The following is a 25,855-nucleotide window of genomic DNA, read 5'->3' on the forward strand; positions in this document are numbered from 1 at the left end:
GCTATGACTATAACAGAATTAGAACAGAAATATAATATCGTTTATCCTGAGCTTTATAAGCAGTTAGAACAGGATAATATGTTAGAAGTAGGAGAGTACAGTCCGATGTGGTATGCAACGACATTTCCGAAGTTAAAAGATAATCCACCTTTATTGTTATTTAGTGATGACTTCGAATTGACTCCTTTAAAGGATGTTGATGAAGATATAGCCTGGCTAAGAGATCCTGATAATTATATGGAGATAAAGGAAGAGTATAACTTTATTTCGTTTGCTAAGAATGGGGCAGGGGATATGTATTGCTTCATGATGAATGAAGAAGTAGACGGTGATTATCCTATCGTATATGTATGGCACGATGATATAGAAGCTACTTATGAAGCGAAGAATTTAAGAGACTTTATCTTTAAACGCATTGTCATGGATATGAGTCAGCTAGATACCTATAACAATCAGTCTGATCAAGAGTTTATAGAAAACCTTAGGGCTACCCTAAAGACACATATACAGTATCTATCAGAAGATAAAGTGGCTCTTCTACAGGAGTTAATAGAGCGTCCTATCATCGATTATAGATTAGAAGATACCAATGATAAGTATAGAGGATTATTGACCTATACAGAGTATAAAGAAGTATTAGCGAAGTACATTCCTTATGAGAAGATGAATGTTTCGTTTCCATACTCCGAATAAGATAGTTGAAGCACCAATATTGTTTATTGGTGCTTTTTTTGACTTTAGTTTAAAGTGTCTTAAAGAGTGAAGAGTATCTTTGTAACGAATAGAACCTAATATATTGTAGAATAATGAAAGTAGCTTTTGAGAAATACAATCCCCTGTGGAGAGAAGAGTTTGAGCTGATAAAAAGAGAATTAACTCCTGTGCTAAGTCATCTAGAGGTACAGATAGAGCATATCGGGAGTACTTCTGTAGAAGGATTATCTGCTAAGCCTATTATCGATATTATGATAGGGTTAAAATCAGAGGAAGATTTAGATAAATTGCCTAGCCTTATGACTGCAAAAGGGTATATCTATTATGAACTATACAATGAAGAAATGCCTTACAGAAGATTTTTCGTTAAGTTAGATCAAGAGCCTAGTGTATATGGATTTCCTACTCAGATAGGAATAGGAGAACAAGTGCCTGAAGCATTACATAATCACGATATCAGAGTAGCGAATATACATGCTATCCCAGTGGATAATATGAACTGGACACGTCATATTGCTTTTAGAAATTACCTAAGAGCACATCCTGCTGTGAAACAGGCATACCAAGAATTAAAAGAAAAATTGAGCACAATGGAGTGGAGAGATGGTAATCATTATAATGAAGGTAAGGATAGTTTTGTAAAAACAGAAGAAGTTAAGGCTATAGAATGGTTTTTAAATAAAAAGTAATAATAATGTTTCTTTAAATGTTAAAATTATTTACTATATTAGTAAATGTTAAAAAACAAAAGAAAGTTATTATTAATTCGCATAAAAGCCGTAGCCTTATTTTAAGACTACGGCTTTTTACTTTATATATATCTTAATCTAAATACAATACGATGAATAATAAAATAAGAGCATATCAACAAATAGTAAAAGGAAGGGAAGTACCCTACAGTATATAAACACTGTCTCGTCCTACTATGACTGTACAGTTTCTTTGATCTCCACTAACTGTATTGTGTTTTTTTAAGAAGAAAGTACCTCCTTGAGAATTAGTTAGACTGGTGTGCTAGTGTGATAATACTTCTCTAAAATAGCTGTTTTCATTAAGGTGAAAGCAGATTTAAAAATGTATTTTCGTGTTTTATTTTAGAAAAAAGAAAGTCAATGGAAATCGTGTTATACCCTAAATTTGAAGAGGTCTTTATAGATGATACAGTAAGGGGAATCTTCTATCCACTGTGTACAGTAGAACTAGCTTCTGGTAAGAATGTACACTTTGTCTCTCATAATGGAATGTGGACAAATGATGAAAGTAATTCTGATCAGAACTCATTTGATCATTTTTGTTTCTCACTAAAGGAAGGTAAATATGTATTTAGTGGAGATATCACTCTATATAAAGGACATAAAGTGGCTCAGGCCGTATCTTCTGCATTACAAGAAGAGTTCTGGACAAATGCAGACTATTATTTTAAAGCGAAGATGTCTTTAGGAGACTATACTGAGAGGGTAATGCCTTTAGTGACTGACTTAGCTGATGATGAGCTAGATCTAGCGACCTATCTAGAGTTCTTCTATGCCTATTCTTTAAACAAATTAGTTTTTCAGAAAACAGGACAATTTGCTAAATATAGACAATTAATAGATGGCTTTGGCAAGGCAGATCCTAGCCCTTATGTGTATAAAGTGGGAGACGAGGATTTTGATACTACCTTGCGTTATAACGAACTAAGTGAGATAGCTCCAGCTTCTTTTATATCAGAAAATTATACGCCTATTGGGATGACGATAGGATGTGAGTTCTTTACAGATGGTAACGATTGTGTACTTTATTATAATGAGAAAGAGAACACCGTCATTTGCCTTAATACTTATTCTTAAGATTATGAAAACAATAGAACAACTAAAACAAGAGATAGGACGCACTATCACAGCCTTTGAAATAGGAGGCTTTCGTCCACTAGATACCATTGAAGAATCATGGATTGCTCGTGTTACAGCATATAAAGAAGAAGAGGGAATACCGCTAGATGATCAAGGGAGAGAAATGATTCCTTTGTTACAATTGTATTTACCTACTCTGCCTTTTGTACCCAAGGCTTTAGAGGGGATTGTATTACTGACTGTATTTATGTCTTATGAATTTCCTGAACAATTAGAACCGATGGGAAATAAATGGGTGATTAGAACCTATGATTCCTTAGAAGGTGTTGTTCAGAAGGAATTGACTAATAAAGATTCTATTCTACATCCATTTCCTTTAAAACCGCGATTAGAACAGGTAGATTATCCTATCTGGGACGGAGGAGGATTAACCTTAGAACAAGAGGATCGAATCTGTGAGATGGAGGATGAGGGGGTGATGGAGAGCTACTACGATGTGTTTGACGCACATTGTTATGACACTAAGTTAGGAGGGTATCCTTCTTACTGTCAGTCGGGTATCGGAGTAGATGAAGAGTATGGAGAGGGATACGAATTTGTATTCCAAATCTCGACTAATGAAAAAGTGAATCTGAATGTAGTAGATAATGGAAGTTTTATGTTTGCTTATAATAAACAATCAAAGGGTTGGAGCATCTATTATGATTTCTATTAATGTATTGCTTATTGTGTAGTTGTGCTGTGAATTAATAAACATATTGATAGATTACTTGTGTAATGTATAGAGAACGGATATAAACTGACTCTTTTAATCCATTTTTGTAACTTAGTGAGTATACTTAAAACCATAATTATGAAAATGAAAGCAGTACGTTTTTTAGGACTACACGATGTGAAAATCGTTGATGATATGCCTATTCCTGTACCTACAGGAGAGCAAGTATTAATTAAAGTAGCAGGTGCTGGAGTCTGTCATTCAGATTTGCATGTGATAGATGACGGTATCGTACCTGGACCTTTTACCTTAGGTCATGAGAATGCTGGTTATGTAGAGGCAATGGGTGAAAGTGTAACAGGATTTAAAAAAGGAGATGCTGTAGTAGTCTATGGCCCTTGGGGATGTGGGCATTGTAAGCCATGCAAACAATCTTCTGAGAACTACTGTGATAACCATGCGAGTCAGGCTGCAGGAGGAGGGTTAGGATTAGACGGAGGGATGGCAGAGTATATGCTAGTACCTTCTTCTCGTTTATTAGTGCCGATAGGAGACTTAGATCCTGCTATAGCAGCGCCTATTACAGATGCGGCTTTGACACCATATTCTGCGATTAAGAGATCGTTGCATAAACTGTCTCCTGACTCTTATGTAGTGGTTATCGGTATTGGAGGATTAGGGCATACTGCCTTACAGATATTAAAGGCCGTTAGTAGCGCTACTATTATTGCATGCGATATCACTCAAGACAAATTAGATTTCGCTAAGAAAATGGGAGCTACCTATACTGTTAATTCGACAGATAAGGATGCTGCAGAGCAAATCGTGAAGATAACAGGTGCGAAGAAAGCTATAGCTGTACTTGACTTTGTAGGAGCGACCTCTACTATCGAATTAGGAGCGAAAGTAGTGGGATTAAATGGAGACCTTACCATCATAGGACTGTCAGGAGGTAACTATCCTTTTGGCTTCGGAAAAGTCCCATTGGGAGTAAATGTATCTATACCGTATTGGGGGTCTGAGGTAGAACTAATGGAAGTTATAGAACTAGCTAGACAAGGGCATATCCATATCGAAGTAGAGAAGTTTCCTTTAGATCAGGCTCTAGAGGTATATGATAAAATGAGAAGAGGAGAACTGAAAGGTAGAGCCGTATTAATACCTTAAGATATAGTATATTAAACCCAGAATAAGCGTTAGCCAAATACTACAAAGCAATTCTACTTCATATCTCTTTCATTAGCTCTAAAACCATACTATAGTATGCTTGTATCACTAATTCAGAGCTATTTTGTATAATTACTTTTCGTTTATCTGTCTATCACTGATTCTGGGTTAAAAAGACAGCTCATAGGCTGTCTTTTTGTTTAATTATTGTTTTAGTAAGTAGTATCCCGCTTCTGAAGGGTGATCTTGTACCCATGTATCCTTATCTTCTTTATGGATGAGGTAAATAATCATAAAGTCTCCCATAGCTGATACAGTAAAAAATATGCCGAATAATAGCATTCCTAAGCTACCTGTCCATATAGCGAGTATAGAAGGGATAAAGCCAAGTATAATAGCTGGCATGATCGCGCCTATACTATAGGGTCTGACTTTAAGTGGCTCTTTACAATGACAGTAAGGAGTGAGATATTCTTTTAGAAAGCCAAGCTTTATAGACTTAAATCCTTTCTTTGCAAATATAGCCCATGTAGCTCCATGTATAAGCTCATGTACTACGATTCCGAGAGTCATAACGACTATGTATAAGAAGCAATAGCCCATGACTAGTAATGGATGTAGTCCTTTTAGATTAGAAATACTAATTATTTCTCCCCAAACGAGATAGTATCCAGCAAAATTAACTATCGCAATAGGGATTAAGCTCAGTAGTGCATACCCATTTGCTTTTCCTAGATCAATGGTCTTCTTCTCTATGGTATAGTCTTCGAATCCTTCAGGCTTAGGTAGCTGAATAGGAGTAGTGGTATTTTCTTCCAATGTCTGTTAGTTAGGTTATTAGGTATGTAATTTAAGAGAAAAAAACAATATAATGTGCTTTGTACTGTTTAACCTCCCATTCGTATCTGACTTCCTGATAGAATCATCCTTAATTTTGCTTTAGTCAAACGAATTAAAAAAAGAAGAAATGAAGTTAGCTGAGATTTTAAAAGAAACAGATAAACCGGTATTGTTACAGTTTTTTGCAGAATGGTGTGGACCCTGTAAGATGTTGACTAGGATAATAGATGAATCTGTAGGAGAGATTACAGAGCATGCCTATTTGCAACGTATAGATGTAGATCAGCATCAGGAGATATCTGCTCAGTTTCACATACGAGCGATTCCTACTATGGTACTTGTAAATCAAGCAGGAGAGGTATTGTGGAAACACACTGGAGTGATGGAGGTAAGAGATATCGTAAAAGAGATAACGAAGTAATTGATTATAAAGAGTTAGCCTAGTGTATATACTTTGGTATATCAGAGTATATAAAGGTTATAATTGCATTTTATATTATAGGAGCAAGTAGGCTGATGGTCTACTTGCTTTTTTGATGTTATAAACAAAGGAGCTCATGGAGCTCCTTGTACTATTTTATACTCAAGTGAAATGCGTAAATACTTTCCTTTAATATCTTTTAGATGATCGAATTGTTTGGTAAAAGATAATAAATCGATTGCTTGATAGTCGTGTATTTCTTCTTTTTGTGTCATTAATGAAACCTTGTCTAATCCATCTATTTGATAGAAAGAAGAGTATAGTATAATGCTTTTATTATCCTCTGCAAGTGTAGCAGCTGGTAGAAGAACGCCATCACCTCTGATAAAGTGAATAGTATGATCTATCAGTTTGATTACATAGTTTGTATCCTTACCGTTGCTTAGTATTACACGTAGACGCTCTCCATCTAATGTCATGGATACAGGTCGGACAGCTTCTATTTTCTTTTCCCAATCTTGGTCCAAGGTTGTTGTCCCTTGATTGGTAATTGCTTTATCTATGAAGGTACTTTGCTGTTCTATAAATACAGAGCTAAAACTATAGGTATGAGGCTCCGTTAGATCAATAATTTCCTCTTCTACAGGTGGAGTGATTTTGATATCATCATCACTACTACAGCTAATAGTAAGAAGACCTAGTGATAATAACGGAATAAATAATCTACTGAATTTAATTATTTCTAAATAACATTAATCATAAAGTAAAGATAGACAATACCTAGATATATTTATTCTTTTATTTCATTGCTAAGATGTGTATTTTGATCTGCAAATGATTTACCACAATTATGGCAAACGCCTTTGCTAGGATCTACATCTTCTTCTTGAGTTTCCCATATATAAGTAGTACCACACGAGCATTCTATAACATAGAAGGGCTCTTGATCAGGTGTTGTTATAAATTTATGGAATACCCCAAAGTCAAGGTTCAACTTACTTATCTTTTTGAGTTCTTTTTTCTTGATTACTCCTATATAATAAGCTTCATCTCCTCTCTCTAAATTGCAGACCGTATAATTCTTAGGTAGTTTCTTACGGATTTGATTAATCATATAAGCAAGAGCTTCTCCTTTGTCAATCTTTTCTTTTTTTACAGCTTTAGAGACTTTTTTGTCTAATTTCTTTTCATTGATTACGAAATCTTCACCTAGTGTATTCATTCTTTGGCTGATAAAAGAAATGGCATCACTATCTAGATGCGGAGCATTAGCATTGACTTCATATAAGATTTTGTTCTTAAGCAAGAAGTTAAATAAGGCATCTTCAGGTATGGTATCTTTAGTACTTTGTAGAATACGCGTGTACTCCTCAGGAGATAATAATGCATTTAGCACTTGTTGATTCGCTTGTTTCATAACGGTTTTGTTTTTTTGGTTACATTATCGTTAGTTGAGTGGGTAAGAAATCTTCCTCCAAGATACAAATTAATTTAAGTAAGAAATGTTAATAATGCGAATAATATTTCTTTGTGCATTGATGAAAACGTTGTTTATCGTGTGTTTTAAAATGTTTTTTATAAAAAAAGCTTGTATATGTAATGGATTACTGTACATTTAGCCTGCGATAGTATAGATGATTATTATCGATTAATTAAATAACAAACAATGGACAACCTTTTTTTATTATATATCCATGGATATGGATCAAACAGAGAATCACGTAAATTTTATAACATAAAGGAGTCTTTACCAGACTTTCCGGCTGCGGTCTTTGAATGGGATGAGAACACAGATTTTAAGTTGTTATTACAAACAGCTGTAAGACAGACAGCAGAGATTGAACAGATCATTTTAGTAGGAGACTCTACAGGAGCTAATTTAGCGTACCAAGTAAGAGAAGCTCGAAAAGCGCTAGGGTTAAAGACAATATTAGTACTAACTAGTCCATTGCTAGATTATGATAAACGCCTTAATGCGGATCTACAGTTTACAGAGAATCTTCAAGAGAGTTTAATAAAAATAAACAATGTAGAGGATGCTTTAGTGATTATGGCTAAAGAAGATGAGGTAATTGACTTTAGTAATTTTAATGTAAAGAATAATGCTTCTAATAGTACTGTGATTTATGTAGAGGATAATCACAGGTTAGAAGGATTTATCAATTATGTGGGGTATATAATAGGTTATATAGTCAATAAGAGTGTAAGACCAGAAGTAGAAGTAAACTAAAATAGCAAAGCAACCTGAGGGTTGCTTTTTTTAGATATTTTGCACGCTCGTTGGATGTAATTAAAAGGTTTGATTTTTAATAGTATTTATTGGACTATCAAAGATGAATTTATTTTAACCTTTAGAAGATTTAGATGTGTATGTAAGTTATGTGTATAGAAAAAGAATCAGAGGAATAAGTACTTGCTATATTAGGGTGCTATGGTTTAAGGTAATTACTTCAGAGCAAACTAATTAAATACAAATAATTAAAACCAAGAATTACAAAGAAGTCAGTGTTTATGTAAATTATAAGTTCACTTTAAATCATCGCAATTTTAAGGTTTTGGGAGGATTTTAGGAAGAGAGTTTTAAGAGGGAAAGTAACTTTGGCTAGTATTCAGAATTTAATATTAGATGATCTGAACAGTATAGTATTGGGACTTGTAATATAGAAATGACAGGAAGTACTTATGACTGGGCATTAAGAGGGTGTTTTTAAGAGGATGAGGTATAAATAAAAAATCACCAAGAAATAGTCTTGGCGATTTTTGTTGTTGAAAGGTTTTGATTAATCTAAATGAATTAGGTATTGATTTCTTTCATCTCTTTTATGAGCTAAATGAGCTGTTTTTGGGGAGATACCAAATAGAGGAGAGAAGGTCTTAACCTTAATAGTTCTATTGTCGTCATAGAATTCTAATATTCTTATAAAGCCGTCTCCTCCGTTACCTTGATGGCCGCCACCTTCTGATTGCATATCAAAGAGCATCTGGTGTACTTCTTGTCCAAAGTTGTTTTTATCTACTCTATATCCTTCTCCCGAAATATGTCCAGATAGGACTAATTGCATATTCTTTGTTTCTTTTACTATTTTATTCCAAATCTGTTCTCCATTATTAGATTCAGGGAGTAATATTCTGTCTGATTTTCTTTCTTTTTTATCCTTAAAGTAAGGTTCAAAGATTATCCATTTGTTATCTCCTTCTAATCTTGTATCATTGCGATTGAGATAGGCGTGTGTTAACAAGACGATTTGATGATTTTCATATTGTTTAAATTTTAGAATTTCATTTGCCCAGTTTAGGGTTGTGTTTCGTGGAGCGTATTCTAGGTTGACAATCAGGTAATCTTTATTGTTAATTCCTTTAAACTCATACATGGCATTCGTTAGCGTAGGTAAGTTATGCTCATTAAGTCCATGTTGTACAAGATGTTTTTGATTTAAGTAATTCTTAGTTATAGGGAAGTACTTGTCATATTGGGTAGTTCTCGTTCCTTTAGAGTCTATGGTGTAATCGTGATTTCCTGTTGCTAGAATATAAGGAATCTTATGATCTAAGATAGTAAAGGATTTATCTATAAACTCCCATTGTTGCTTAGAAGAGAGATTTCCATTTAATCCAGGAAGGATTACATCATCTTGTTCTACTAAGTCACCAGTGCACAGTACCATTTTAATATTTAGTTGATCTATATTAGCCTCTATCCATCTATTAATAAGGTCTAGTATAGGTTGATTTTGGCTATATTTAGAATAGTTTTGAATATCAGGAATTAAAATCATAGACCAAGAGTTTGGCTGGTCTAATTCTACTTTTGTCGCATATTGTTGAGCAAAAGAAATAGGGGATGCTAATAAAAAAAGCACCCCTATTTGGAAATATAAACTATACAAACACTTCATTTTAATAACCAGGGTTTTGGGTAAGGTTAGAATTGATAATAATTTCTTTTGACGGAATAGGCCATAAGTATTGCTTATTCTTATCAAAAGCCCTGGTGGCTAATACTTTTATTTTTCCTTTACTAAGTAATCCGTCAAATACAGGTAATCCATTTTCATCTATGGTTGGTGTTTCTGACCAGAACCACAGTCCTTTATCAACTACTTCTTTTTTTAGTTTGTCAGGGTCTAACATACCATAATTTGGTCTAGTTAGGGCGATTTCGGCATGTTTCCAACGCATAATATCTTCAATTCTTCTATTTTCCCAAGCAAATTCTACTCTTCTTTCTATTCTAAGGTATTTTCTCATTTCAGTTTGTGATGAGATAGTAAGTAATGGAGCAGTAATACCAGAGTCATTATAAGCGCGTGCTCTTACTTGGTTAAACGCTTTAAGCATTTCGCTATCTAATTGGTTTAGTTCTATTTTTGCCTCTGCATACATTAGTAGTACATCAGCATATCTCATAATAACAATGTCAGCATCAGAATAAGAATCATCAGACCAGTCTGTATCAACTCCTTTTTTTAGTGTTAATCCATTATAAGAAGCATAGGTATCTACAGATCTTGTGTCTTTATTTTTTACTTGCTTACCTGTTGTAGTGTTAAGGACATTAGTAGAGTAAGGGTTAGGATCATAAATATATCCAAGGTGATCAGTACCAAATTCTACTATAGTTTCTTTTAATCTCGGATCTCTGTTTTTAAAAGGGTTTTGAGGATCAAAAAGAGGAGATTGATCTATTGTTTTCCCATCCGTGCATAGATAAGTAGCAAATAATTCCCAAGAAGGTTGTGCTACAGAGCTTCCACCAGCATTTCTAGTATAGAAATTCTTAACTGAGAATATAGAATTATGTTGAGCAGAACGTGGAATAGCAAACACAGTTTCAGAAGAATTCTTAGTTTTAGAAAGGAAATATTCTCCATAATTACTGTGTAGCTTATAATTATTTAGTTTTATACACTCTTCAGCAGCCTTACGTGCTATTTCATAATCGTGAAGATTTAATGCTGTTTTTGCCTTAAACGCTAATGCTGCACCTTTTGTCAATCTTGAATTCTGTGTTCCATTGTACTTAATAGGTAGGTTATTGATTGCAAAGTTAAAATCATTGTACACTTCTTGTAAAATAATTTTTTTATCAGTTCTTCCCATTTTGAAAGCCTCCTCTATCGTAAGCGTTTGAGTATAAAAAGGAACATCGCCAAAGAAAAACAGTAATCTACCGTAGAATATAGCTCTAAAGGCACGTGCTTCAGCTTCAAACTGTTTTCTATCTACTTCTGATAGATTACCTCTGTTTTGCGTTAAGTTTTCTAATATAGTATTTGCTCTAGCAATTCCTTTATAAGTATTCTTCCACAATGCAGCACTTGTACCCCATTCACTATTAATGGTACCAGCAGCATATTCATTCATTACTTGTCTTTGAGACCAGTTATCTGTTAATCGTTCACCAGCCCAGCCTGTTTCAAGATTCCAAAGGTATTCTCTGTAAAAATCATTAATAGAAAGTTCGTATTCATTTTTATCAGAATACCAATTTTCTGAAGAAGCACTAGAAGGAGGGTTTAAATCTAAATCAGCACAACTGCATGTAAAGATAAGTAAGCTAAGTATATAAAGTATTTTTTTCATTTTAGATAATATTAGAAGTTAACAGATACCCCGAAGTTGAATGATTTAGCGATGTATGCATTATATGCTGATTCTGGATCATATCCCTTTGGAAAATTACTGAATGTAAAATAGTCGTTTAGAGAAATAAATACTTTAAGCTTGTCTAAATGCACTGAGTTTACTAAATCTTTAGGGAAATTATAAGCTAAAGTGATATTCTTAATACGGAAATAAGCTCCATTAATTAACCAGAAATCAGACATTTTATAATTGTTGTTTTCTGCGCTTATATGCGATAATCTAGGGTATTTAGCATTTAGATTTTGTTCCACAGTATTGTATGGGCTCCAGTATTGACCATCTATCTCTTGCATTGGACTTGTCCATGAAGATTGGAAAGGTCTGATTTGGTTTTCTGTCAATAGACTTTTTTGTTTTCCAACTCCTTGGAAAGCTATTCCTAATTCCACTCCTTTGTAATCAAGGTTAATATGTCCACCAAATATGTAACGAGGTAGTGAAGAACCTAAAGGCACACGATCATAATCTGGTGATATGATTCCATCAGGAACACCATCAGGTCCACTTATATCTAGATATTTAATATCTCCTGGTTTTACAGCATTAGATAGTTTAGGGCTATTATCTATTTGTTCTTTATTTTGAAATAGACCATCAGAAATATATCCGTACCATTCGTTAAATGAAGTTCCTTGTCTTATGATTTTTCCATTAGACATAACGATACGTCCTCCCAAATCCCCCATAGTGGTTCTAGAGTCTGATAGATTAGCTCCTATAGAGTATTTTAGGTCACCAATCTGATCTCGCCAATTAATATCTAAGTCCCAACCTTCAGTGTGCATATTACCAGCGTTCTGTTGAGGGTTTTCAAATCCCATAAAAGCAGGAATCTCTAACTCTAATAGCATATCTCGTGTCTTCTTTTTATAATAATCAGCTGTGATACTAAGGCGATTTCTTAAGAAATTAATATCCAAACCAAAATCAATTGATTCTGTTGTTTCCCAAGTGATGTTCTGGATAGCATATTGCGTTTGAGCAGCAGTTAGAGCAGAGATAATCTGGTTGTCTTTATAGAATAAGGTATTAGAAAAATTGATTGAAGATTGATATGGATAGTTTCCGATTCGTTCATTTCCTAGAGTACCCCAAGAACCTCTAAGTTTTAAGTAGCTTATTACATTTTGGTTTTTCATGAAGTTTTCTTCTGATACTGTCCATCCTGCAGAAAAAGAAGGGAATATCCCCCATCTGTGATCTTTGTGAAAGCGTGAAGAACCATCTCTACGAATATTAGCTTGCAAATGATATTTGTTGTCAAATGAATAGATTAATCTAGAGAAAAGAGATTGATAAGCTGTCTCTGTTTTATCACCAGAGTTAGTCATAAATTCTACAGGAGCAAGGTCTAAATATGGAAAATTAGGCAATTCCATATTCATTGCTTTAGCGCCTAAATTATCTATAGAAGAATAATTATCTTCATACCCTAATAATAGATTAATACTATGTTTTTTTAGATCTTTAGTGTAAGTAGCAAGCACTTGTTTTGTCAGTATTTTGCTTTCGTTTCTATTCTCAATTAAAGTATTGTTTGTATGACCATTTATATAGCCTGAGAAGCGCTCAGGGTTCTCAGCATCATAATATTCTATTTTTTTTGTAAAGTTCTTTCTTCTATCAAAAGCTAGTTGTGGGGCTAAAACTAATGAAACTTTTAAATCTTGAATTGGCGTAAAGTTCAAGGCTACTCTTCCGTATATTTTATCAGAGTGATGTCTTTTAGTTCCTCCATGATACAAACTAGCATAGGCATTAGAACCTGATTTTCCTTCAGCTATTCTTCCATCTTGCCAAGTAGCAGCATATACAGGAGCATAACGCATAGCTTCCCATACAGGGTCATTAACAGGGGAAGTTTGTTGGGTTGTATTATATGATAAATCAATATCTCCAGAGATAAAATCATTAACCTTGATGTTGTTATTTACACGAGTCATAATTCTTTTGTAATTCTCAATATCATAAATTGCTTTGATATTCTCATAATCTACACTTGCACGCGTCTTAATTCGCTCACCACCACCAGAAAGAGAGAAGGAGTGTCTTTCTTTTGCAGCAGAATCTTTTAGCAATAGATCTTGCCAGTCTGTAATAGGGTATTTATTAGGGTTCTCTAAGTTCTTCTGATACCAATTGTCTATGTCTTGTTTGCTATAGATACCATATTCTCCTCCAGGAGCTGTACCTGCATCATTCCAAGACATTTCATTGATCATCTCCATGTAGCGTTTATAACCAACAGACTTAGGCATCATCGTAGGTTTTTCAAAGGCGTAATCAGATTTATAAGAGAAGTGAAATTCGTTATCTTTAGCGCGTTTAGTTGTAATTAAAATAACTCCTGCTGCTGCTCTAGCTCCATAAATAGAAGCTGCTGCTGCATCTTTTAAGACAGATATTTCTTCGATATCATTAGTGTTTACTTGATCCATATCATCTTGTGCCACTCCATCTACAACAATTAATGGATCTGTATTACCTATAGTAGTCACACCACGAACTTTGATATTAGCTTTAGCACCAGTTTTACTTGAGTTACGCGTTACCATTACTCCTGATAGTTGTCCTTGAAGAGCCTGCGAAAGCTGTGTTGTATTTCGCTGTTCTATTGCATCTCCACTAACTTGTCCTACTGAACCTGTAATATCTTTCTTCTTAGCTGTCCCATAACCAATTACTACAATCTCATCTAGATTAGACGCTTCTTCTCTCATTTTGATATTCATCATAGAAGAAGCCTTTACCATTTGATCTTGAAAACCAATAAAAGAGACTTTTATTAAGTCATTTGGATTTGCTTTGATATCAAAGTTTCCATCTAAGTCAGTAATGGTAGACTGTATATTACTTAAGTTTTCTATGGTTGCTCCAGGTAATGTAAGTCCATTGTTGTCCAATACTCTTCCTTTAAGCATACTTAAAGCAATAGAAGAGTTTCCTTTTTTGATAGAAAGTAGATTGTCCTCTAATTTATAAGATAGATTAACTTTGGCTTGTAATGAACTTAATATTTGTTGAAGAGTAAGTGTTTTACTACTAAAGTTTACCTTAGTACTCTGAGGTAATTCATCAGTATAGTAAATCTTAATAGAAGTTTGTTTCTCTATTGTTTTTATTAATTCATTGATTGTTAATTCACTTTTAGGTAGTGCTAAATTAATTTGAGAAGGTGATTGTCCTAGAGTAATATTTGACCACATTAGACAAGCTAGTGCTATTACAGGAAACTTAATTTTTTTGTATTTGTTTTTCATGGTTTAAGTGCATAATAGGTTTTTTAAATGTTTAGTTATTTTTTGAAAATTGAAATTTCTTTATCTTGTTTTTTATAGGTAAGGTCTTCCAAGAAGCAGATACTTCTCAGAATAGCATACAACTCATGTTTTGGATATTGTCCATGTAAGATGGCTTGGGTGTTAACACGATGATCAATGTGGATAGGGATACGGTAGTATTTTTCCAACTGATTGATTGCTTTATCTAAAGGGATATTATTAAAGTCAAAGAATGAAGTCTGAGTGAGTAAAGTATTATGAGCTAGTTTATCATTATGCCATACCAAACTATCGTTAGCATGTAATATTCTTAACGAAGAATCTTTAGGGTTTTCTACTGATACTATTCCTTCTATTACGTGAACTTTATGGTTATTAGAAGTCTTATCACTCACTGTAAATGTTGTTCCTAGAACTGTAGTGTTAAGGTTATCAGACTTGACTAGGAAAGGAAGATCTCTGTTTTTGGCTACTTTAAATAAGGCAGTACCTTTTAGTTTTACTGAACGATTAGAGGTATTGTATTCATCGTTAATTTCTAATGTAGTACCAGGTTCTAGTATAATAATAGTGTTGTCATCTAAAGTAATACTCGTGGTCTTTTCTGCATAATATAGATTAGTAGAAGAACTATATTGATTCCATAAAAAGACACCACTTAATAAAGGTATTGTAAGACAAGCAGCCCAGGTAGCAGTGCGTCTAAAGCGCATGCGTCGAGTATGTGCTTTCTGACTAGCTACTATTTTATTGCGTAATCTGTTTTCAACAGTTTCTTTGTCTGCGATGGTAGAAGTACCTGTTTGTTGTAATCTTTCTAACCAAGAAGTTAAAAATTGATTTTCTTGATCAGATGAGTTTTTCTTTAAATATTGATCTATAATATTTCTAATCTTGTTTTCCATGAATAGTGCTTATATCTATAAAGTGCGCTATTCTATAAATGGTACTATGCGAAAAACTGGATTTAATGATTACTTAATATAGGTAACAATTACTTAACGAATAAAAGAAAGAAGAAAAAGGCTTCTACAGAATAAGAAAGATTAGCTCTTAATAAGGATAATGCTTTGTTTAATTGGTTTTTAACTGTGTTTTCTGACAAGTTTAGGAGTTGAGCAATTTCAGAATAAGACTTCAGACTGTAATATCTCAACTGAAAAATTTCTAAACATTTTTCTGGTAATATTTCTGCAGCTTTTAATTTGACTTGTTCTAGTAGGTAAAGTTTAAATTGTTCTTGTTCCTCTACAGTAAGTAATTCAAATTCTGATAATGCCTCATAAGCAGTCTCTAGTTCTACAGAAGTAAATTTTCTATTGCGCAAATATTCTAGACATTTATATTTAACAGCTGTATAAAGATAGGCTTTAAAATTCTCAATATGTAAGGTATCAAATCTCTTCCAAAGATCAATAAATACTTCTTGAATGATATCTTCTGTCTGTGCAGTATTTTGAGTTAGGTTATTAGCATAGATATACAGAGACTCCCAATAAGACGTATACAAGTTGTTTACGAATCTATCTTTATTAGTCATTATTATATTATTTTGAGACCAAAATTATCTTATAATAAGAGTAATGTTCTTTCTCTAACTTTACTAAAGCATTAAGCTTTTTTTATGTAATAAGGACATTATTTCTAAAAAGTAGTGTTTTTGTAAGGATATATTGTGTGTGTTTTACAAGGTATAGTATTGATATACTGATAAAAGAGAGAAAGTTTAAGTGAGAATATAAGTTAGTGTATGGTTAAGGAAGTGTAAAGAAATAACTATAAGATAGGAGTTGTTACGTTTTATGCGACGTCTTCTTATAGAGATTATTATATGTTGGTCTACTAGGAGATTACTTGCTGTATTCTTGCACATTTCCTCCTGAAATGGGCATTTTGGGCAATAAAAGTGCTAGAATTCCTTTGAAAGAACGAATTATTGGTTATATAGCCTTCGTTCTTTATTCAATAGGTTCGACACAATACTTTCTAGTTGGATGGCGTGGAACTTCATTGCTTTAGGACTGAAAAAGTTTTATAAAACTAAAAAGTCAAGATGACTTCATTTCAAGAAAGTAAGAGTCTGGATAAATAATTAAAAATATTAATAAGTAAATGTGATAATTATGTTATAATAATAAGAAATAGGAATTGTTTGTTAATTAAACTTAGCGAGTAAAAATGAAATAAATAGTAGGTGGTAATCTTAACGATTTAATAAAATTGAAGACAGGCTATAATATTACATTTGATCCTACACGAAAACCTACTAAAAGTAACAACATATAATGATAAGTAAAGAGAAAATGTTTGATGCTTTATATGAAAAGCATTGGTCTGAGTTATATGCTTTTGCTTTTAACGTAACAAGGGATAAAGTTATAGCAGAAGATATTGTACAAGAGGTTTTTATTGATTATTGGAGCCGCATGAATACCATTAATGTAGAACTACCAAGGGCTTATTTTTTTCAAGCTGTTCGAAATCAGTGTGCAAAAGCATTGAGTAATAGAAACTTCAATCAAGTACAAATAGAGAATATAGCTTCTTTAGTTCCAGATCTTGACGAGATACAGTTTGAAGAAGTAAAACAACAATTATTGAACGAAATTAATCAAACTGCAATCTCACTTCTACCAGATAAATGCTTAACTATTTTTAAAATGCGTTTTTATGAGCAATTGTCTTATAAAGAGATTGCCTCTCGTCTAAATATCTCTGAAAGTACAGTAGAGAATCAAGTGAACAAGGCTTTAAAACTGTTGCGAGGAAATACAAGATATATTACAGATATGCATTTTTCTGTATTGTTAAGTATTATGTGTTAAGTAAAGTTTAGCTGTATTATCTAATCGTTAAGTATGGTTTGATACATAGGTGTTTTTTAAAATAGAAGAACATCATAGTATAAAGCATACTAAGAATGATAAAACAGTTTAAAAGAATATTGTCAAAATACGCAGAAGGAAATAGTAATAAAGAAGAAGAATCTTTAGTTAATCAGTATTTTGATCGCATGCAAATGGAAGGTGTGCTTCCAAAAGATGTAAGTACAGCTGTTGGCGAAAGGATGAAAAGAAGAATAAACCTTCAAATTAAACCAGTCCCAAAAACGTCTTTTGCAATGTACTATAAGATAGCAGCAGCAGTAGCAATTGTTTTATCATTATCTTATTATTTTCTTTTCCCTTCAACAAAAGAAATAGAATATGTGGAGCAATTTGCAGTTAAAGGACAACAGCTTCAGTTTTATTTAAGTGACTCTACCTATGTACACTTAAATTCAAATAGTAAATTAATCTACCCTAAAACATTTAACGGAAATTCTCGTGAAGTACAATTAGTAGGAGAAGCTTTTTTTGAAGTAAAACACACTTCAAGAGATACTCCGTTTTTGGTTGTTAGCCCTAAATTAAGAACACAAGTATTAGGAACAAAGTTTAATGTAAACGATAGTCCTAACGAAACAGTACAAGTAAGTGTTTATGAAGGAAAAGTAAAAGTAGAAGACAAACAAACTAAGCAACAGGTTATTTTGGCAAAAGATGAACAAGTGACTTGGACAGATGCAGTAAGTTCATTACAGAAAGCGACTATACAAGAACAGCAGTTTAATCAATGGTATAAAGGAGAAGTCAAATTTAACCAAATGGGGATCCAAGAAGTAATTACAGTATTGAATAGGCGTTTCAATACGCATTTGCAGTTAGCATCAACTAATTTACCAACTTCAACAATTAGTGGCGATTTTACAAGCGATAAAATTGAAGACATCCTTCAAAGTTTGCAATTTATATACGGTCTTCAATATAAGAAGCAAAGTGATGGGAAGATTATAGTACACCTCAAATAGTTTATGTCTAACCACAATATTATGAAATGAAATAACACAACTACAATTAACTACAAAGAAAAAACCTGTACAAAGTGGCAGCGATGAACAGGTTTAGAAGTGATAATTAATTATCCAGCAGAACAATTAACTAAAAAACAAAGATAACAATTATGTATCTCAAATTATTCAAAGGAGGTAAGAAATTATATACTCCATTAGCTACTGCTTTGCTTTTTTTACACTTATTAAGTGCAGAAAACACTTATGCACAACAAAAAGCAGCGACACCGATTTCAATTCAGTTGAATCAAGCTTCTATTACAGATGTTTTTAACGCCATTAAAAAACAATCAAATTACACTTTAATTTATAGTGATAAAGTAACTGCTTTGACCAAAAAAGTGGATATGCATATTGACGCTAAAGACATAAAAGGTATTTTAGATTATATGTCTAAACAATATGGAATTACTTATCAAATTACAGGTTCAACTATCTCTGTAAAATTAGGAGAAGTAAAAACACAAAAGATAAAAGGAATTGTAATGGACGAACAAGGATTGGGGGTCCCAGGAGCTACAGTTATATTAAAGGGAACGGACAAAGGTGTAAGTACAGATTTGGACGGAAATTTTGCTTTGGATGCTGTAGTGGGAAAAGATAGAGTACAAATTTCTTTTATTGGATATAAAACAGTTGAAGTAATAGCAGCTACTAATTTAAAAGTAGCTTTAGTAGAAGACCAAACTAATTTAGATGAAGTAGTAGTGGTGGGATATGGAAAGCAAAAACGAGTAAATGTTACAGGAGCTGTAGATCAAGTAGGAGCAGAGGTGTTTAAAGATCGCCCTGTTTCTAATGTAGCTAAAGCATTACAAGGAGAAATAGGAAACCTAAACCTTATCATAGGAGATGGAAAACCTACCAGAAGTGCAACATTTAATGTGCGTGGTACAACTTCAATTGGAGGAGGAGGGAATGCTTTGGTATTAATAGATGGAGTACCTGGTGATCCTTCTTTATTAAATCCCAATGATATAGAAAGTGTATCTGTTCTTAAAGATGCTGCTTCTGCAGCTATTTATGGAGCAAGAGGAAGTTTTGGAGTAGTTCTAATTACCACTAAAGCATCTGAAAATGAAAAGTCAAAGATTAACTTTTCTACCTCTTTTTCGGTTTTAGATCATACAGTTAAACCTGATTTAGTGACTAATGGATACCAATGGGCGAAACAATTTGACGACGCTTATTATTCTTGGAATGATTACAAAATGCATCCGTCTAAAGCAAATAGCGTATTTCCTTTTTCTATGGAATATTTGCAACAACTAAAGGAACACGACGAAAACCCAAGTTTGAGTAAAGTAGATATTGATCCTGTAACTGGAAAATATGTGTACTATGGAAATACAGACTGGATGAAAGAGTTGTATGCAGATATGATTACAGCACAAGAGTATAATTTAAGTGCTAGTGGTGGAGGGGAAAAAGCAAGCTATTACTTATCAGGTAGAATAAATTCTCAAGACGGTATTTTTAGATATAACCCCGATAAATTTAATATGTATAATTTAAGAGGAAAAGGGTCTTTACAAGCAACAAGTTGGTTGAAGTTAGAAAATAACTTTGAATATGCTGAAATGGATTATTTCTTTCCAATCTTAAATCACCCTTCAGATACACCAGTTTGGCGTAGAATATCAGACGAGGCCTTCCCTGTAGCGATGATGTTTAATCCTGATGGAACCTTAACACACAATGCGGCAATTGTATTTGGTAGTTTTGTTTCAGGAGGAAATTATTCAGATACAAACAGACAACAATTGAGAAATACAACAAGTTTTGTTGCTGACGTAATTAAAGATGATTTGAAGTTATATGGAGATTTTACTTTTAGGAATTTAAATGAAGTAGAAACGAAACAATATACTCCAGTGCCATATAGTACCAAACCAGGAGAGTTACTTGAAAGAGGAGAGAATAAGTTAGAAGAGTTGCAAGAGAAAACGACTTATAAGGGGATGAATCTTTATGCAGAATATAAAAAGCAATTCGGTAGTCACTATTTGAAAGGATTAGTAGGATATAATTACGAAAAATTGCGTTTAGACAAGCGCACTTTAGAACGCAATGAGTTAACGAATTCTTTATTACCTGATTTTGGTTTAGCAACTGGAGAGAATATTGTTTTAAAAGGAGGAGGATATCAATGGGCGACTTTAGGGGCTTTCTTTCGATTGAACTATAATTTCAGAGAAAAGTATTTTATAGAAGTAAACGGGAGATATGATGGTTCTTCAAAATTCCCACAGAATCAACAGTGGGGGTTCTTTCCATCAACTTCTGTAGGGTATCGTTTATCACAAGAGAACTTTTGGCAAAACAGTCGTTTAGCAGATATTTTACCTGAGTTGAAATTCAGAGCTTCTTATGGTTCATTAGGAAATGGAAATATCTCTCCTTATCAGTATTTAGAAACGATGTCTGTTAATCAATTAAATGTTTTATTAAACGGAAAAAATCCATTGTATACCAATAAACCAAATGTAATTCCTAATGGATTAACATGGGAGAAGGCTACTACATTCAATATTGGTTTTGATACAGAATGGTTTAACCGACGATTAACAACCTCTTTTGATTGGTACAAACGAGTTACAACAGATATGTATACACAAGGTACGCCTCTGCCACAAGTATTTGGAGCAACAGAACCTAAAGGAAACTATGCTGATTTAGAAACAAAAGGATGGGAGTTGTCGATTGCTTGGAGAGATAAAATCAACTTTAATAAACCTTTGACTTATAAGTTCCGATTTATTCTTTCAGACAATCAGTCTAAGATTACAAAATTTAATAATCCAACAAATTCATTAGATACATATTACAAAGGAATGAAGATAGGAGAAATATGGGGATTTGAAAATGCGGGTTATTTTATTGATCAGAATGATATTAATAATCATGCAGATCAAAGCTATATCCGTGTTTCTGCAGCAAATATATTAATGCCTGGAGATATCAAATTTGCAGATTTAAATGGAGATGGAGTAATTAATATAGGCGATAATACAGTAGATAACCCTGGAGATAGAAAAATTATTGGAAATTCAGCACCTCGTTTTAACTTCGGTTTTAATACTGATTTAGAGTGGAATAATTTCTTCGTATCTGCTTTTTTTCAAGGTGTAGGTAAACGCGATTTTTGGCCTGGAGCAGACAACTCTTTATTTTGGGGTGCATACAATAGACCATACAGTTGGCATCCAACAAAAATGAATGATATGATGTGGTCTGAAGAGAATCCAGATGCTTATTTTCCAAGGATGAGAGGGTATGTTGCTCTTAACAATAGAGGAGAGCTACAAGTACAACAAAGCAAGTATATCCAAAATGCAGCTTATATCCGCTTAAAGAACTTAACAATAGGATATAACTTTCCCAAACAGATGTTAGAAAAGAATAAAATAGAGAGTCTAAGAATTTTCTTTTCAGGACAAAACTTATGGACCTATTCACCCATGTTTAGAGTCTTAAAAACAATGGATCCTGAAGTAATTGATGGAGCAGATCCAGAATTGTCACCAAACGCTGGTAATGGAATGCGTTATCCGATGTTAAAAACATTCTCTTTAGGAATCGATATTACTTTTTAAAACAAGCAAACAATGAAAAAAATAATATTAATAACTGCTTTAGCAGGTTTGTTTATCACAACTTCTTGTTCAAACGACTTGGATCAATTACCCTTTGATAAACTTTCACCAGATGTAGCTTTTACAACAGAAAAAGATTTAGAATTATATAGCAATTCTTTTTATAAAATATTACCTAACGGAAATGATGTCGTTCGTGGAGATAATATGTCTGATTATGTTATTGGTCGAACAATCAATAACTATTTAACAGGTACTTATACAGCCTATGATAGTGGGGGTTGGAGTTGGAGTGATTTGAGAAATATCAATTATTTTTTAGAAAAATCAAAAGGAGCTAAGATCATAGATAAACGGAAAGCACATTACGAAGGATTGGCTCGCTTTTTCAGAGCGTGGTTTTACTTTGATAAAGTAAAGCGTTTTGGCGATGTGCCTTGGTATGACAAAACACTAACAGTAGATGATCCCGATTTGTATAAACCAAGAGATACAAGAGAATTGGTGATGCAAAAGGTTTTAGAAGATTTAGATTTTGCAATTAGTGCTATTGAAGGAGGAAAAGATAATAGTGCTTCAAGAATTACCAAACATGTTGCATTAGCTTTTAAATCTCGAGTATGTCTTTTTGAAGGAACCTATCGAAAATATCATACAGATTTAGGGTTGGTAGGTAGTTCGTCAGAGTGGTTAAAACAAGCTGCTAATGCCGCAGATGAATTAATGAAAACGTCTTCTTATCGCTTAAATACAGCGCAAGGGAATCAAAGCTATCGAAACTTGTTTAATAAAGAAGCAGTAGAAGCTTCAGAAGTGATATTAGCGGCTAATGCAAGTGCAGCTTATAGAATCTTTAACGATGCAAATTGGTATTATACAAGTGCAACGTATGGGAATCGCTCTAATTTGACTAAATCGTTTATCAATACCTATTTAAATATAGATGGCACTCGCTTTACAGATAAAGCTGGGCATGCAACTATACCTTTTTGGGAAGAAGTAAAAGGCAGAGATCAACGTTTAGAACAAACCATTCGAATGGGAGATTACAAAAGAGATGGACAAGCTGCTGCTCCTGATTTCACCTATACTTATACAGGTTATCAGCCCAAAAAATTAACCTTAGATTCTTCTGCTACAGATGGAGTAGCAGAAAATAATAATACACTGCCTTTAATTAGGTATGCTGAGGTTCTGTTGAATTATGCTGAAGCAAAAGCCGAATTAGAAGAATTTACAGGTGCTGATTGGGACAAAACAATCAAGTTGCTAAGAGAAAGAGCAGGTATTACCAATAGTAGCATACCAACAGTCGCAGATGCCTATTTAAAACAAGAGTTTTTTCCAAACATATCAGATGCGAATTTATTAGAAATTCGAAGAGAAAGAGGAATAGAGCTGGTGTTAGAAGGCTTTAGATATGATGATTTAAGACGTTGGAAGTTAGGAGGGCTTTTAACCAAAAGCTATGAGGGCATGTATGTACCAGCCATGAATACACCATTAGATATGAATGGGGATGGTAAGTCAGATGTTTCTTTTGTTACAAAAGTACCTGCAAATCCACAAAAAGGAGTGTACTACTATATTATTGATAACAATCAGTACAAGTTGTCTAATGGTGATTCTGGGACACTTATAATTATGGACAATCTAAAACGTATCTATGAAAACCATCAGTATGTATACCCAATTCCATATAGCGCAATTGTATTAAATAGTAAATTAAGTCAGAATCAAGGTTGGTAATTTAATTGTAATAGAAATGAAAAGTCAAATAATAAGAATAATTCAAGTAGTGGTTTTATTACTTTGTTGTATCTCTTGTAATTATGAAGATGATTATACAAATAAAAACCCAAAGAAGGATCCTACAAAGTTGTTTACTCTAACAGCCTTGGTGGTAAATAAGATAGAGTCTCCTTTAGCTAAGGCAGAAGTAACTATATATGACGAAAAGCAGAAGGAGATAAAAAAACAGGAATCTTCAACAACAGGAGCAGCTGTGTTTAGCGATTTGCTTGCTGGAAGCTATAAGTTAAAGAGTAGTTACGAAAATCAAGTTAACGAAGTAGTGGTAGAAATAAAGAATGAAGACAAAGAAGTCAAGATCAAATTAGATATTGCTCCAAAAGATGTTGTTCTTCAAAATTCTCCTATTGTAATTACTGGAATACAGGCCGATCCGCGAGGAACAGATGCAGCAGCTAATGGCACATCCTCTACTTATGATGGAGGTAAAGTAGTTGTAAATCATATTGGAGGGTACGAGTATGTACAGTTAATGGCTTTAGAGGATATTGATTTTGAGCGTACACCTTATAGTGTAGTTATGGCAAACAATGGTATTGTTGGAGATAGAGGATGGGCACAAGGAGGAAATGTAACCTATAAGTTTGATTTAGTATCAGGAAAGGCAAAAAAGGGAACCTTCTTTTATGTAGGAGGAAAGTCAAAGGTACTTTCAGGTTATGGCAGTTGTGGAAAAAGTACAGATATCAGTACGTCTAATTGGATTGCTACAAAAGACTATAAATTAGAAGCAGGAGACGGTTTTGGAGATCCTAATGGAGGAATCTTAGGGAATTTAGGGAAAGATGGTCAGAATGTAGCAGATGGTGTTGCAGTGTTCAAAGGAACAACAGTTACAGGAGAATCAATTCCTTTAGACGCTGTTTTTTATGGTACCTCATTAGACGGAGTATATGATTCGGTTAACAATTGGGGATATCGTGTGCCAGAACAAAATGACCGTTATGCAACAAAAGATAAAGAAGGTAAAGCACAACCGTTTTTTGGACAAGGTTTCAATGTACATTTGTTTAGTCAACCAGGTTCGGATGTAGGAGATTTTATCAAGTTAGGTGGTTCTACAGATAGAAAGGAATGGAAGGTACTGAGAAATTCTACTATTGTACAGCTAAGTTATTGTGCAGGAGAATCTTCTTTAACAGACATCGAGAGAGCCAATGGAGTAACAGTATTTGCAGAAGGAAATACAACACCAGAAGTACCTGAGCCTTCAAAAGGAAATGTAAGTGTCATGTCTTTTAATATTCGTCATCACGATGCTACAGATCCCTATTCATTAGAGAGTAGAAAGGAGTATATCTTACAAGTGATTATAGACGAAATGCCAGACATTGTTGGGTTGCAAGAGTTTTCTGATAATTGGTTTGAAACGTGGATGCAACAACAGATGGCAGCCAAGGGTTATGGGTATTATATGGACGAAGCCAATTCATACGGATCACCTAAAGTGATCTTCTATAAAAAAGATCGTTTTGATTTGAGAGGGAGTGCTACTTATCAAATGAAATATACTGAGAATAGAAGTGGTGCATGGGTGGTGTTATTTGACAAGCAAAAGCAAAAAGAATATTTTGTAACGAATAGTCATTGGACAACTGTTTCTTCAGAAGATAGAACAAAAATGGCTAAAGATGTCGTTAATATTATCGAGCAAAATTACCAGAATCGCCCTGTAATTTGTATAGGAGATTTTAATGGACAACCTCATACTACAGAAATTAATGTTTTAAAAACAACAACGCAACCAAAATTGTTGAATGCTGTAGACGAATCATTAAAAACATTTCACAAATGGGGGCCAACAGGTTCAACTACTTTAGATTATATCTTTTATTCTTCTCCTTTCAAATTAATAGAAGGAAAAGTAATACGAACAAGTTTTGGCGCAATATGGCCTTCAGATCATTGGCCTGTTATGGCAACTTTTACGATAGATTAA

The 25,855-nt window shown here is 33.6% G+C and carries 20 protein-coding genes; 12 read left to right on the plus strand and 8 right to left on the minus strand.

All coding sequences use genetic code 11. From position 1 onward, the window contains the following. Positions 1 to 3 precede the first annotated feature (3 nt). The 5 genes from RT228_RS05735 (at position 4) to RT228_RS05755 (ending at position 4,428) form a co-directional block, all read left to right on the plus strand. The gene (locus tag RT228_RS05735; protein ID WP_225581952.1) at positions 4 to 693 is read left to right on the plus strand and encodes an SMI1/KNR4 family protein; all 690 of its coding nucleotides are present in this window, start codon (positions 4 to 6) and stop codon (positions 691 to 693) included. A 113-nt stretch (positions 694 to 806) separates the two neighbouring features. Further along, positions 807 to 1,403 carry a GrpB family protein gene (locus RT228_RS05740; RefSeq protein WP_225581951.1) on the plus strand — a complete coding sequence of 199 codons (597 nt, stop codon included), beginning with the start codon at positions 807 to 809 and terminating at the stop codon, positions 1,401 to 1,403. A gap of 423 nt (positions 1,404 to 1,826) precedes the next feature. Beyond that, positions 1,827 to 2,543 carry a hypothetical protein gene (locus tag RT228_RS05745; protein ID WP_225581950.1) on the plus strand — a complete coding sequence of 239 codons (717 nt, stop codon included), beginning with the start codon at positions 1,827 to 1,829 and terminating at the stop codon, positions 2,541 to 2,543. A 4-nt stretch (positions 2,544 to 2,547) separates the two neighbouring features. Continuing rightward, entirely contained in the window at positions 2,548 to 3,261 is a 714-nt protein-coding gene (locus RT228_RS05750; protein ID WP_006258203.1) for a DUF1963 domain-containing protein, read from the plus strand. A 138-nt stretch (positions 3,262 to 3,399) separates the two neighbouring features. Continuing rightward, positions 3,400 to 4,428, plus strand: coding sequence for an NAD(P)-dependent alcohol dehydrogenase (locus RT228_RS05755; RefSeq protein WP_006258202.1), 1,029 nt, complete (start codon positions 3,400 to 3,402; stop codon positions 4,426 to 4,428). Between the two features lie 204 nt (positions 4,429 to 4,632). Here RT228_RS05755 and RT228_RS05760 read toward each other — a convergent pair whose 3' ends face one another. Then, positions 4,633 to 5,247 carry a DUF3267 domain-containing protein gene (locus RT228_RS05760; RefSeq protein ID WP_006258201.1) on the minus strand — a complete coding sequence of 205 codons (615 nt, stop codon included), beginning with the start codon at positions 5,245 to 5,247 and terminating at the stop codon, positions 4,633 to 4,635. A gap of 148 nt (positions 5,248 to 5,395) precedes the next feature. On the opposite strand from RT228_RS05760, the gene RT228_RS05765 reads away from it, so the two are divergent. Then, on the plus strand, positions 5,396 to 5,689 hold the full coding sequence (locus RT228_RS05765; protein ID WP_006258200.1) for a thioredoxin family protein: 294 nt from the start codon (positions 5,396 to 5,398) through the stop codon (positions 5,687 to 5,689). A 134-nt stretch (positions 5,690 to 5,823) separates the two neighbouring features. Here RT228_RS05765 and RT228_RS05770 read toward each other — a convergent pair whose 3' ends face one another. Together RT228_RS05770 and RT228_RS05775 are read right to left on the minus strand one after the other, a co-directional pair. Next, positions 5,824 to 6,216 carry a hypothetical protein gene (locus RT228_RS05770; protein ID WP_225600663.1) on the minus strand — a complete coding sequence of 131 codons (393 nt, stop codon included), beginning with the start codon at positions 6,214 to 6,216 and terminating at the stop codon, positions 5,824 to 5,826. Positions 6,217 to 6,479: 263 nt separating this feature from the next. Beyond that, positions 6,480 to 7,106 carry a hypothetical protein gene (locus RT228_RS05775; RefSeq protein WP_006258198.1) on the minus strand — a complete coding sequence of 209 codons (627 nt, stop codon included), beginning with the start codon at positions 7,104 to 7,106 and terminating at the stop codon, positions 6,480 to 6,482. 249 nt (positions 7,107 to 7,355) lie between these two features. On the opposite strand from RT228_RS05775, the gene RT228_RS05780 reads away from it, so the two are divergent. Continuing rightward, on the plus strand, positions 7,356 to 7,919 hold the full coding sequence (locus RT228_RS05780; protein ID WP_006263999.1) for a YqiA/YcfP family alpha/beta fold hydrolase: 564 nt from the start codon (positions 7,356 to 7,358) through the stop codon (positions 7,917 to 7,919). 550 nt (positions 7,920 to 8,469) lie between these two features. On the opposite strand, the gene RT228_RS05785 is transcribed toward RT228_RS05780, so the two are convergent. From RT228_RS05785 to RT228_RS05805, 5 genes are all read right to left on the minus strand, one after another. Further along, positions 8,470 to 9,585 (minus strand): metallophosphoesterase, encoded by a 1,116-nt coding sequence (locus tag RT228_RS05785; RefSeq protein WP_006258196.1) that lies wholly within the window; start codon positions 9,583 to 9,585, stop codon positions 8,470 to 8,472. A gap of 1 nt (position 9,586) precedes the next feature. Further along, a complete protein-coding gene (locus RT228_RS05790; RefSeq protein WP_006258195.1) occupies positions 9,587 to 11,272 on the minus strand; it encodes a RagB/SusD family nutrient uptake outer membrane protein in 1,686 nt (561 codons plus the stop codon). Positions 11,273 to 11,283: 11 nt separating this feature from the next. Then, entirely contained in the window at positions 11,284 to 14,595 is a 3,312-nt protein-coding gene (locus RT228_RS05795; RefSeq protein WP_058699815.1) for a SusC/RagA family TonB-linked outer membrane protein, read from the minus strand. A 35-nt stretch (positions 14,596 to 14,630) separates the two neighbouring features. Beyond that, a complete protein-coding gene (locus tag RT228_RS05800; RefSeq protein WP_225600665.1) occupies positions 14,631 to 15,521 on the minus strand; it encodes a FecR family protein in 891 nt (296 codons plus the stop codon). 89 nt (positions 15,522 to 15,610) lie between these two features. Further along, the gene (locus RT228_RS05805; protein WP_006258192.1) at positions 15,611 to 16,156 is read right to left on the minus strand and encodes a sigma-70 family RNA polymerase sigma factor; all 546 of its coding nucleotides are present in this window, start codon (positions 16,154 to 16,156) and stop codon (positions 15,611 to 15,613) included. A gap of 745 nt (positions 16,157 to 16,901) precedes the next feature. Here RT228_RS05805 and RT228_RS05810 point away from each other — a divergent pair. The 5 genes from RT228_RS05810 to RT228_RS05830 all read left to right on the plus strand — a co-directional run bounded on the left by RT228_RS05810 (position 16,902) and on the right by RT228_RS05830 (position 25,855). After that, positions 16,902 to 17,441 (plus strand): RNA polymerase sigma-70 factor, encoded by a 540-nt coding sequence (locus RT228_RS05810; protein WP_313138500.1) that lies wholly within the window; start codon positions 16,902 to 16,904, stop codon positions 17,439 to 17,441. A gap of 95 nt (positions 17,442 to 17,536) precedes the next feature. Further along, complete coding sequence (locus tag RT228_RS05815; RefSeq protein ID WP_006258190.1) at positions 17,537 to 18,466, plus strand: FecR family protein; 930 nt, start codon at positions 17,537 to 17,539, stop codon at positions 18,464 to 18,466. Positions 18,467 to 18,618: 152 nt separating this feature from the next. Next, the gene (locus RT228_RS05820; RefSeq protein ID WP_006258189.1) at positions 18,619 to 22,104 is read left to right on the plus strand and encodes a TonB-dependent receptor; all 3,486 of its coding nucleotides are present in this window, start codon (positions 18,619 to 18,621) and stop codon (positions 22,102 to 22,104) included. Between the two features lie 12 nt (positions 22,105 to 22,116). After that, positions 22,117 to 23,853, plus strand: a complete 1,737-nt coding sequence (locus tag RT228_RS05825; RefSeq protein WP_006258188.1) for a RagB/SusD family nutrient uptake outer membrane protein — start codon at positions 22,117 to 22,119, stop codon at positions 23,851 to 23,853. Between the two features lie 16 nt (positions 23,854 to 23,869). After that, positions 23,870 to 25,855 (plus strand): endonuclease/exonuclease/phosphatase family protein, encoded by a 1,986-nt coding sequence (locus RT228_RS05830; protein ID WP_313138502.1) that lies wholly within the window; start codon positions 23,870 to 23,872, stop codon positions 25,853 to 25,855.

The sequence above is a fragment of the Myroides sp. genome (genome assembly GCF_032073645.1).
In the GTDB taxonomy this organism is placed as follows: Bacteria; Bacteroidota; Bacteroidia; order Flavobacteriales; family Flavobacteriaceae; genus Flavobacterium; species Flavobacterium odoratimimum.